This window comes from Pseudoroseomonas ludipueritiae (assembly GCF_014490445.1).
GTDB classification, from domain to species: Bacteria; Pseudomonadota; Alphaproteobacteria; order Acetobacterales; family Acetobacteraceae; genus Pseudoroseomonas; species Pseudoroseomonas ludipueritiae.
On sequence record NZ_JACTUZ010000155.1, the window covers coordinates 1 to 10,554 of the forward strand.

At 69.9% G+C, this 10,554-nt stretch carries 10 protein-coding genes and 1 pseudogene; 5 read left to right on the forward strand and 6 right to left on the reverse strand.

The genetic code is table 11. The features are described from left to right. The 5 genes and pseudogenes from IBL25_RS21485 to IBL25_RS21505 form a co-directional block, all read right to left on the reverse strand. Positions 1-370: pseudogene (locus tag IBL25_RS21485) on the reverse strand (ABC transporter permease); the annotation flags it as partial. Between the two features lie 7 nt (positions 371-377). Continuing rightward, positions 378-1,325: a glycine betaine ABC transporter substrate-binding protein OsmF gene (osmF, locus tag IBL25_RS21490; RefSeq protein ID WP_187780543.1), complete on the reverse strand. Its 948-nt coding sequence runs from the start codon at positions 1,323-1,325 to the stop codon at positions 378-380. A gap of 100 nt (positions 1,326-1,425) precedes the next feature. Further along, the gene (glk, locus tag IBL25_RS21495; protein WP_187780544.1) at positions 1,426-2,421 is read right to left on the reverse strand and encodes a glucokinase; all 996 of its coding nucleotides are present in this window, start codon (positions 2,419-2,421) and stop codon (positions 1,426-1,428) included. A gap of 89 nt (positions 2,422-2,510) precedes the next feature. Further along, positions 2,511-3,962: an MFS transporter gene (locus IBL25_RS21500; protein WP_187780545.1), complete on the reverse strand. Its 1,452-nt coding sequence runs from the start codon at positions 3,960-3,962 to the stop codon at positions 2,511-2,513. A 363-nt stretch (positions 3,963-4,325) separates the two neighbouring features. Next, positions 4,326-4,598: an HU family DNA-binding protein gene (locus IBL25_RS21505; RefSeq protein WP_187780551.1), complete on the reverse strand. Its 273-nt coding sequence runs from the start codon at positions 4,596-4,598 to the stop codon at positions 4,326-4,328. A gap of 234 nt (positions 4,599-4,832) precedes the next feature. Here IBL25_RS21505 and IBL25_RS21510 point away from each other — a divergent pair, with 234 nt between their 5' ends. Genes IBL25_RS21510 through IBL25_RS21530 form a run of 5 tightly spaced genes read left to right on the forward strand, consistent with a single transcriptional unit; the run spans position 4,833 to position 9,845 of the window. Then, entirely contained in the window at positions 4,833-5,975 is a 1,143-nt protein-coding gene (locus tag IBL25_RS21510) for an ABC transporter ATP-binding protein (RefSeq protein WP_187780546.1), read from the forward strand. Further along, positions 5,968-6,876 (forward strand): carbohydrate ABC transporter permease, encoded by a 909-nt coding sequence (locus IBL25_RS21515; RefSeq protein WP_202986846.1) that lies wholly within the window; start codon positions 5,968-5,970, stop codon positions 6,874-6,876. The genes IBL25_RS21510 and IBL25_RS21515 overlap by 8 nt, the downstream gene beginning before the upstream one ends. Next, positions 6,869-7,708, forward strand: coding sequence for a carbohydrate ABC transporter permease (locus IBL25_RS21520; RefSeq protein ID WP_187780547.1), 840 nt, complete (start codon positions 6,869-6,871; stop codon positions 7,706-7,708). Before IBL25_RS21515 ends, IBL25_RS21520 begins: the two co-directional genes overlap by 8 nt. A gap of 5 nt (positions 7,709-7,713) precedes the next feature. Next, positions 7,714-8,991 carry an ABC transporter substrate-binding protein gene (locus tag IBL25_RS21525; protein ID WP_187780548.1) on the forward strand — a complete coding sequence of 426 codons (1,278 nt, stop codon included), beginning with the start codon at positions 7,714-7,716 and terminating at the stop codon, positions 8,989-8,991. Between the two features lie 5 nt (positions 8,992-8,996). Further along, positions 8,997-9,845, forward strand: a complete 849-nt coding sequence (locus IBL25_RS21530) for a metallophosphoesterase family protein (protein ID WP_187780549.1) — start codon at positions 8,997-8,999, stop codon at positions 9,843-9,845. A gap of 203 nt (positions 9,846-10,048) precedes the next feature. Here IBL25_RS21530 and IBL25_RS21535 read toward each other — a convergent pair. Then, positions 10,049-10,554, reverse strand: a 506-nt coding sequence (locus IBL25_RS21535) for an energy transducer TonB (protein WP_187780550.1), incomplete at its 5' end; no start/stop codon positions are given.

The following is a 10,554-nucleotide window of genomic DNA, read 5'->3' on the forward strand; positions in this document are numbered from 1 at the left end:
GCGCGAGGCGGGAGGCGCCTTCCAGCGCCGCGCCGGCCCCCAGGCCCAGCGTGGCCAGCAGCGCCAGCAGGGCAAGGCCCGCCACCGCCTCCGCCCAGGGCAGCAGCGCCTGCCGCCGCGCCAGCAATGCCACGCCCAGGCAACAGAGCAGGAAAAGCCCCAGCGGCAGCGCCGCCTGCGCCATCGGCAGGGCCACCGGCCGGGGGGAAACCAGCCGGTTCGGCGCCACCGAAAGCCAGCCGAGCAGGAAAGGCAGCACCGCCGCCAGCGCCGCCAGCAGCGCGGCCGCCGTGGCCTCGCGCGGGATGGCGGCGATAGGCGGTGCCGTGGCCGCGGCGCCGATCAGCGGCTGGGACCGGGCCTCGGCCATGGCCGGTTCAGCCGATGCCCAGCCCGTGCAGATGCGCCTTGGCGACCTCGCGCGGGTTCTGGCCTTCCACGACGATCTTGCTGTTCAGCCCTTGCAGGCCGGTCAGCGTCAGGGAATCGAACACCGGGTTCAGCCATTCGCCCAGTTGCGGATTCGCGGCGGCCACTTCCCCGCGCACGGTGGGCGCGGGCTGGTAGACCATCTGCGCCCCCTTGGGGTCGGCCAGCACCTTCAGGTCCAGCGCGGAAATGGCGCCATCGGTGGCATAGACCATGGCCGCGTTGACACCGTTCATCTTCTCGGCCGCCGCGCGCATGGTCACGGCGGTGTCGCCGCCGGCCAGCACCAGCAGGTTGGCGGGCTCCAGCTTGAAGCCATAGGTGGACTGGAAGGCGGGCAGCGCCGCCGGGCTTTCCACGAATTCGGCGGAAGCGGCCAGCTTGAAGCGGCTCCTGAAGTCGGTGCCCAGCAGGCGCGCCAGGTCCTCCAGGCTGTCCAGCTTCTGGCCGGATGGCGCGGCATCGGCGCGCACCGCGATGGCCCAGGTATTGTTGGCGCTGGCAGGCTTCAGCCAGACCACCTTGTTCTTCTCGGCATCCAGGCTCCGCACCTTCTCATAGGCGGCGGCGGGCTGGCGCCAGGCGGGGTCGCTCTCGATGTTGAAGAAGAAGGCGCCGTTGCCGGTATATTCGGGATAGATGTCGATCTCGCCGGCCAGCAGGGCACCGCGCACGATGCGCGTGGGGCCGAGCTGAAGCTTGCGTTCCACGCCGGCACCTTTCGCCTCCAGCACCTGGGCGATCATCTCGCCCAACAGCGCGCTTTCGGTATCCAGCTTGGAGGACACCACGATGCGCCGCCCCTGCGCCCTGGCAGGCAGGCCCGGCAGCGCGGCGGCGATGGCGAGGCCAGCGGCCCCCTGCAACAGCAGGCGGCGGGTGGTGAGGCTCTGCATCGGCTTGATACTCCGCCAAGGATGTCTCTGCCGGCGGTTCCCCCCGCAAGCCAGGGCATGAACGCAGCGGTGCCCGATTCGTTGCAAGCGCGCGGAAAGGTCAGCCGGCCTGGGCCAATGCCGCCGCGGCGCCGAAGAGCCCCGGCTGCGGATGCGTCAGCACCCGCACGGGAATGCCGCGCATCCTGGCCTCGAAGCGCCCCTTGGCGGCGAAGCGCGCGGCGAAGCCGGCCTGCGGCAGCCGGGGCAGGATGCGCGGCGCCAGCCCGCCGGCCACCACCAGGGCATGGGCCCCATGCGCCAGCGCCAGATCCCCCGCCACGGTGCCGAGGCATTGGCAGAAGCGGTCCAGCGCCGCCACCGCCAGGGCATCCTCCCCAGCCAGGGCGCTTTCCCAGACCACACGGTCGCCACTGGCGGTGACGGGGCGGCCCTCGGCCTCCGCCAGCACTTCATAGATTGCCAGCAATCCGGGGCCGGAGACCACACGCTCGGCCGAGACGCGGCCATGGCGGGCGCGCAGCCGGTGCAGCAGCCGGTCCTCGAAATCGTCGGTCGGCGTGAAGCCGATGTGGCCGCCCTCGGTCTCCACCACCTCATAGCTGCCGCCGGGGTGGCGCAGCAGCACCGCCACGCCCAGGCCGGTGCCGGCGCCGACGATGCTGACCACCCCTTGCTCCGGCAGCGACCCTTCCGGCCCGGCGGCGGAGGGCAGATGGTTGGCATCGAGTTGCGCCACCGCATGGCCGACGGCGCCGAAATCATTCAGCAGCAGGCATTGCTCCAGCCCCAGTTCATCGCCCAGCGCGGCAGGGTCGATGGTCCAGGGGTTATTGGTCAGCTTCAGCACGCCGGTACTGACCGGGCAGGCCACGGCGAGCGCGGCGCGATGCGGCAGCGGCCGCCCCAGCCGCGCGGCGAAGGCGCGCCAGGCAGCGGGCAACCCGTCATGCTCGGCGGTGCGCAGCACCACCACATCCTCCAGCGCCACGACACGCCCGCCCGCCAGCCGCGCCAGGGCGAAGCGCGCATGCGTGCCGCCGATATCGATCGCGACGACCTCATCACCCCTCGCGGGCGCTTCCCTGCCTGCCATGCCTGCCGCCTCCTGCTGCCGCCCCGGGTATGGCCCGAAGATCGTGGCCCGTGAACGCCCAAGGCGCAGGCCGGTAACAGCGGCCTGCTTCAGGCCCGCCGGGTGCCGCGCAGGGTGCTCAGCGCCAGGGCCAGCAGGCAGAAGCCGCAGAGCACCCAGAGCGCGGCGCGGTAGCCACCCAGCAGCGCCGTCATCTCCGCCACCGAGAAGCCCGCCAGTTGTCCGGAATAAACCGCCTGCCGGCTGGCGGGGGACAGCGGCGCGGTGACGATGCTGAGCGCCAGCGCCGTGCCCAGCAGCCCGCCGCTGTTCTGCAGCATGGAGCGCACGCCATTGGCGATGCCACGCCGCGCCGGCGGCACGCTGGTCATGATGGCGCTGGTATTGGGCGTCATGAACAAGCCGGTGCCGAGGCCCATCAGCAGCATCCAGAGCATCAGCAGCAGCGGTGGCATGGCCGCGCCGATGGTGGCGGCCAGCCCTGCGGTGCCGGCACTGGCCAGCCCCAGCCCGATGCGCGTCAGCACCGCGGCCTGCATCCGCCGCAGCAGCCGCCCGGCCAGGGGTGCCGCGATCATCATGCCCAGCGCGGTGACGCTGACCTGCGCGCCCGCCTCCAGCGGCCCCTTCCCCTGCGCCGCCTGAAGAAACAGCGCCACCAGCAGGATAAAGGCCGTCTGCGCCGCCGGCAGCAGCAGCACGGAGGCATAGCCGATGCCGCGGTCCCGGTCCGAGAATAGCCGCAGGTCCACCAGCGGGTCCGGCCGCACCGCCTGGGTCAACAGGAAGGCCGGAAAGGCCGCCGCCGCGATGCCCATGCTGAAGACCACCAGCGGGTGTCCCCAGCCCCAGGAGCCGCCCAGCGAGAGCGTCAGCGCCAACCCGCCCAGCAGCATCAGCGAGAGCAGGCCGCCCAGCAGGTCGAACCGCTCCCCGCTGCCCTTGCTTTCCAGCCGCCGCAGCGTCAGCGCGGCCCAGGCCAGGGCGATGAGGCCGAGCGGGATATTGAACAGGAACACCGCCCGCCAGCCGAAGCCCGCCACCATGGCGCCACCCACCAGCGGCCCCAGCACCTGGGAACAGGCGGCCATGGAGGCATTCAGCCCCAGCCCGGTGCCCAGCAGGCGCGGCGGAAAGGCGTCAGTCAGCAGGGCGGTGGTATTGGTGATGATGGCCGCCGCCCCCACCGCCTGCACCACGCGGAAGAGGATCAGCATCTCCGGGCTGAAGGCCAGGCCGCAGCCCAGGCTGCCCAGGGTGAAGACCGCCAGCCCCGCCAGATACAGCGCCCGCCGGCCCACCAGATCCGCCAGCCGGCCGAAGACCAGGATCAGCACGGTATTGACCAGCATGTAGGAGAGCAGGATCCAGCTCGCCTCGGTCGGGCTCGCGCCCAGCGCCTGGGTCACGGCGGGCAGCGCCACGTTCAGGGTGCTGCTGTTGATGAAGCAGAGCAGCACGCCCAGGCTGGTGACGGAAAAGATCCGCCAGGCGGCCCGGGCCCTGGCCCTTTCCTCGGCGTCGGTGGGCGTGGCGGTCATGCGGTGGGTGCTCTTCAGCCTGCTCTGCGACCTGCCGGAACAGGGGCGGAAAAATACGCCAACGCCGCGTGGACCCCCTTGTTGCGGCGCGGCGGCTTGCCCATCTGGGGAACATCGCAGCAACAACTGAAAGGAGGTGATCCGGTGTCTCATTGTTTGACCGTGGCCACGACGGCCCAGGCCTGGATCGTTTCGTCCTCCGCGCAGGTTCGCGCGGCCTGAGACGGGCCCGCCGGCGCCACAACGCCGGCCGGTAAAAACAGGCCGGGCTGAACTGGCCCACAGACAATGCCTGAACGAAGAAGGCTCCGGGGATCGCTCCCCGGAGCCTTTTTCTTATCGCTGGCCCTGGTGGGCCGGCCTTCAGCCCAGGCGGGACTTCAGGTCCTTGGCGGGCTTGAACTTCACGGACTTGCTGGCCGCGATCTCCACTTCCTCGCCGGTGGCGGGGTTGCGGCCCTTGCGGGCGGCGCGCTCGCTGACGGCGAAGGAGCCGAAGCCGGCCAGGCGGACCTCACGGCCCTCGCCCAGCGCATCGCCCAGGCTGGCCAGCACGGCCTTCAGCGCCGCATCGGCCTGGGTCTTGGGCAGGCTGGTGGCGGCGGCCACGGCGTCGATCAGGTCCTGGCGGCTCATCGGGCGGGTTTGGTCGCTCAAATGGATTCTCCAACTCACTAAAAGGCGCGCAGGAGAGGCACAGCGGAGGGGCCAAGGTCAAGCCGGGGGACTGCGTTTGTGATTCCACGGGCCGCCTTCCGGGACATGAATTCGACTTTTCTTCGCCACGCAACCGTCATCGGAGCCAAACCGAGCCGTCACATACCGGCGGTACACCCCCCCGCATTGCTGATCCCGGAGGGGTAACAGGACGTGAGCGGCATCCGCATCCAAACGGTCACGAAGCGGTTTGGCGCCACCCAGGTGCTGCGCGGCGTTTCGCTGGAGGTCGCCGCCGGGGAATTCGTGGCGCTGGTCGGGCCTTCCGGCTGCGGCAAGTCCACGCTGATGCGCATCGTCGCCGGGATCGAGCAGCCGGACAGCGGCCGGATCATGATCGGCGCCGGCGATGTGACGCGGCTGCGCCCGGGCGACCGCGACGTGGCCATGGTCTTCCAGTCCTACGCTCTCTACCCGCATCTCACCGTGGCCGAGAATATCCGCGTGCCGCTGGCGCTGCGCCGGCTGAATGCCTGGCAACGGCTGCCGCTGCTGGGCGGGCTGCTGCGCGGCACGACCGATGCCAATTACCTCATGGACCAGGATGTCCGCCGCGCCGCCGAGGCGCTGGGCCTGCGCGCGCTGCTGGACCGCCGCCCGGCGCAGCTCTCGGGCGGGCAGCGGCAGCGCGTGGCCCTGGCCCGCGCCATCGTGCGCCGCCCCGCCGCCTTCCTGATGGATGAGCCGCTCTCCAACCTCGATGCCAGCCTGCGCGTGCAGACGCGGCGGGAGATCGTGGAGATCCACCGTCAGGCCGGCGCCGCCACGCTCTATGTCACGCATGACCAGTCCGAGGCCCTGACCATGGCCGACCGCGTGGCGGTGATGCAGGGCGGCGAGTTGCTGCAGGTGGCGACGCCCCAGGCCATTTATGCCGACCCGCAGGACCTGCGCGTCGCCACCTTCATCGGCTCCCCCCGCATCAATACCCTGCCCGCCGAAGCCGGCGCCGATGGCATGGTGCGCGTGGCGGGTCATCCCGTCGGCCTCTGGGGCGCTCATCCCGGCCCGCTGACGCTGGCCATTCGCCCGGAGGACCTGCTGCCCGCCGGCACCGGCCTGCCCGCACGGGCCGAGGCGCTGGAGTTCCTCGGCGAAAGCCTGCTGCTGCACGCGCGGCACGAGGCCAGCGGCACCGCCCTGGTGCTGCGCCTGCCGCCCGAGATGCGCCCGGACCTTCCCGCCAGCGGCAGCCTCTTCCACCTGCAGTTCGACACCACCCGCGCGCTGCTCTTCAGCCCCGAAGGCCGCCGCATCGGCGCCGCCGCCTTATCGGCGGAGGCCGCCCTTGTCTGAAGCCGCGATCGCCACCCGCGGCTCCGCCGGCTGGGGCGAGGCCGCGACGGCCTGGCTGCTCTCCGCCCCAGCCGCCGCCGCCTATCTGCTGATGCTGCTGCTGCCGACGCTCGCCACCGTGGCGCTGGCCTTCACCGATTACGAGCTGGGCGCCGGGGTCATCTCCTGGGTCGGTTTCGACAACTTCGCCGAATTGCTGCGCGACCGGGGCTTCATGACCTCGCTGCGCAACACCGTGGTCTATGTCTGCCTCGTCACGCCCGGCTCCATCGCCGGGGCGCTGCTGCTCGCGCTGCTGATCGAGGCCGGCACGCGTGGCCGCACCTTCTTCCGCGCCGTCTTCTTCCTGCCGGTGGTGTCGCTGACGGTGGCCATGGCCGCCGCCTGGCAATACCTGCTGCACCCCACCATCGGGCCGCTGAACGCCATGCTGCGCGCGGTGGGCATGGCGGGGCCGGAATGGCTTTCCTCCAGTTCCACCGTGCTGCTCTCCCTCGCCGCCATCGGCATCTGGGAGAACCTTGGCTTCAACCTTGTGCTCTTCCTGGCGGGGCTGACCGCCATCCCGCGCGAGCTTTACGCCGCCGCCGAGGTGGATGGCGCGCGCGGCGGCTGGGAGCGCTTCCGGCTGGTCACCTGGCCGATGCTGGGGCCGACCACGCTCTTTGTGCTGACCATCACCATGATCCGCTCCGTGCGCGTCTTCGACACCGTGGCGGTGCTGACCCAGGGCGGCCCCAACAAGGCCTCCGAGGTGCTGCTCTACAGCATCTACCTCGAAGGCTTCTCCTTCTTCCGCCTGGGCTATGCGGCGGCAATCACGCTGGTCTTCCTGGCCATCGTGCTGGCGCTGATGTGGCTGCAGACCCGGGTTCTCGACAAGCGGGTGCACTATGGCTGAGCGCGCGATCCCCCTGCGGCACGATATCCCGCGCCTGCTGCTGCTGAGCCTCGCCGGGCTGCTGATGCTGCTGCCCTATATCTGGATGGCCGCCGCCAGCGTGAAGCCGCTGGACGAGATCTTCCGTGCCTCCCTCTCGCTCTTTCCCGAGCGGTTCCATGGCCTGGAGAATTACGGCAAGGTCTTCGCGAAGGTGCCGGTCTTCCATTACCTCTGGAATGGCATCGTGGTCTGCGGCGGCATCCTGTTCTTCCAGCTGCTCTTCGCCATCCCCGCCGGCTATGCGCTGGCGAAGCTGCGCTTCCCGGGCAAGGAACTCGCCTTCGGCGCGGTGATGCTGGGGCTGCTGGTGCCGCCGCAGGTGCAGGCGCTGCCGCTCTATGTCGCCTTCAGCGAGATGGACCTGCTGAACACCTATACCGCGCTGATCGCGCCCTTCACCATTTCCGCCTTCGCCATCTTCCTGTTCCGCCAGTTCTTCAAGTCGCTGCCGGACGACCTGATCCATGCTGCGCGGCTGGATGGCTTCAGCGAGATGGCCATTGTCTGGCGCGTGGTGCTGCCCAATGCCTGGCCCGCCGCCACCGCCTTCGCGATCTTCTCCGTTGTCGCGCATTGGAATGACCTGTTCTGGCCGCTGATCGTCGTCAATGGCGGCAGCCATGCCACCCCGGCCCTCGGCGTCCTCTTCTTCCGCTCCGACGAGGCGGGAGATGATTTCGGCGCGCTCATGGCCGCCGCCGTTGTCATGACGGCCCCCCTGGTTCTCGCCTTCCTGCTGGCCCAGCGCCGGTTTGTCGAAGGCATCGCCACCACCGGTCTCAAAGGCTGATCCCCATGACCAAGATGACCCGCCGCGCGGCGCTGGCTCTGCCTGCCGCCCTCGCCATGCCGGCCCTGGCACGCGCCCAGGGCAAGACGGAGATCACCGTCCATTACGCCCAGCCCTTCATCTACAAGGAAAGCTATGACGCGCTGGTGGAAGGCTTCGCGAAGGAGGAGCCCGGCATCAGCCTCAACTTCGTCACCACGCCGAATTACGAGGAAGGCGCGCAGCTCCTGCTGCGCCAGGCCGCGACGCGCCAGCTGCCGGACCTGTCCTACCAGGCCTATACCCGCCTGCGCATGTTCGCCGAGCGCGGCATCGCCCAGGACTTGGCGCCGCTGCTGAAGAACGAGGCCGCCGACCCCGCCACGCTGGGCTACTCGCCCAACCTGCTGGCGCTGTCGCAGTTCGGCGGCATCCAGGCCGGCCTCGCCTATGCCGCTTCCAATCCCGTCTGCTACTACAACGCGGATCTGGTGAAGCGCGCCGGCGGCGACCCTGATAATTTCCCCAGGGACTGGGAAGGCGTCCTGGCCCTGGCGGCCAGGATCGACACGCTGGGCGATGGCATCGACGGCATGTGGTTCACCTGGAGCGGCGACGACTGGATGTTCTCCGCCCTGCTCTTCGGCCACGGCGGCACCATGCTGAACGCCGATGAAAGCGACGTGGCCTTCAACGGCCCCGAAGGCATGAAGTCCCTGAAGCTGCTGGAGCGGATGGTGAAGCAGGCCGGCATGCCGAACCTGACCGCCGCCGCCGCCCGCCAGGCCTTCGCCGCCGGCAAGCTGGGCATGATCTTCCAGACCACGGCGCTGGTGCGCGGCACCGTTTCCTCCGTCGGCAGCAACTTCGACCTGCGCACCACCGGCATGCCGGTGATCGATGCCGAGAAGGGGCGCCTGCCAACCGGCGGCGCCGCCGGCATGCTGACGGCCAAGGACCCCGCCAGGCGCGAGGCCGCCTGGAAGTTCCTGCGCTATTCCACCAGCGCCGAAGGCCAGGCCATGATGGTCAAGGCCACCGGCTACCTGCCCTGCAACCAGATCGCCATCGACGACCCGCAGTATCTGGGCGCATTCTATGCTGAGAATCCGCTGTACATGGCCTCGGTGAAGCAGATCCCGATCTCGATCCCCTGGTATGCCTTCCCCGGCAGCAACAGCGTGCGCGTGACACAGGTGATGGTGGACAACATGGCCCGTATCGTGGAGAGCAAGGCGACGCCGGAGCAGGCGATGGCCGATATGGCGGATGGCGTGCGCAAGCTGCTGCCGCGCCGGAGCTGAGCGCCATGGCCTTCTGCATCGCCCAGATCAGCGACACCCACCTGTCGGAGAAGCACCCCGGCTTCACCGCCAACTTCGATGCGCTGGCCGCGCATCTTCGCGAGGCGGCGCCGGACCTCGTGGTCCATACCGGCGATGTCTCGGCGCATGGGGAATTGGCGGGGGACGACCTGCGCTTCGCCCGCCGCAAGCTGGACGCCATGGGTCTGCCCTGGCTGGCTATTCCTGGCAACCACGATGTCGGCAACGACCCTGGCCTGGGCGACACGCCGGCCGATGCCAGCCGCCTGGCGCGCTGGGAAGAGGCCATGGGCGCCGACCGCTTCATGCTCGACCTGCCCGGCTGGCGCCTGATCGGCCTGGATACGCTGATCACCACCACCGACCTGCCCGAGGCCGAGGCCCAGATGGAGATGCTGGCCGAGGCGCTGGCCAGTGCCGGCGACCGCGCCATTGGCCTCTTCCTGCACAAGCCGCTCTGCGAGGAAACGGTGGCCGAGGAGACAGTCACCTACTGGTCCGTGCAGCCGCGCCCGCGCCGCCGCATCCTGGACCTGCTGGCGCAGCACCCGCCCGCTTTCGTCGCCTCCGGCCATGTGCACCAGTGGCGCGACCGGGGCGTGGCGGAAGGGCTGCGGCAGATCTGGGCCCCCGCCGCCGCCTTTGTGGTGGGCGACACCTGGCAGCAGCGCGCGGCGGGCGCGGCCAAGCCCGTGGGCTATGTGGAGCATATGCTGCACGAGGACGGCCGCCACGATTACCGGCTGGTGCAGCCCGCCGGCATGCAGTGCCACGACATCGGGCTGCTGCCCGGGATCTATGGGGCCATGCAGCCGCTGGAAGCGGCAGAGTAAATAAAGCCGGGGAAGGCGTTCCCCGGCATCCCATCTTCTTTTTTCAGGTTTGGCGTCATGCTGTCCCGCATGGCGCCTTTGTTTCCTCACATCGTGTTCCACGAGCATGGCACGCTCGATGTGGGCGAAGGGCACAGCCTTCACTTCGCATGCTGCGGCAACTCAGGAATGGCGGAGGCGCTGGTGAGCGCCATCCGTGACCTTCAGCGATAGATCAGGATGTAGCGCATGGTGAAGGTCATGGTCATGGTCTCGCCATCCATGTCCGGCGTGAAGGGGGGCACCCGCTGGTCCCGGAAGATGGATTGCAGCGCGAGGTCCAAGGTGCGGGAGCCTGAGCGCCCGACCAGCTCCACTGAGCGCACCCGTCCGCTGCGGTCAATGACGAGGCGCACCTGGCTATTGCCGTCCTCCCCGTTCATGGCGGCCTGCTGCGGATAGAAGGAGCGCGCGCGCACCCAGTCCAGGAAGGCGCCGCGCCAGCTGCCGGTGGGCTGGGCGCCCTCGACGCTGCCGATATTGCCGTTGGAATCGGCCTGGGCCGAGCGCCGGCGCTGCTGCGGCACATTGCCCATCGAGAGGTTCAGGCTGCCTGGCGGCCGCGGCTGGCGCGGCACGCCGCCGCGTGGCGGCGGGGCCATGGCGATCGGCCCCTGCCGCGACAGGTCCAGTGTCCCGGCGAAGGGTGAGGCCGGTGCCCGCTGCGGGC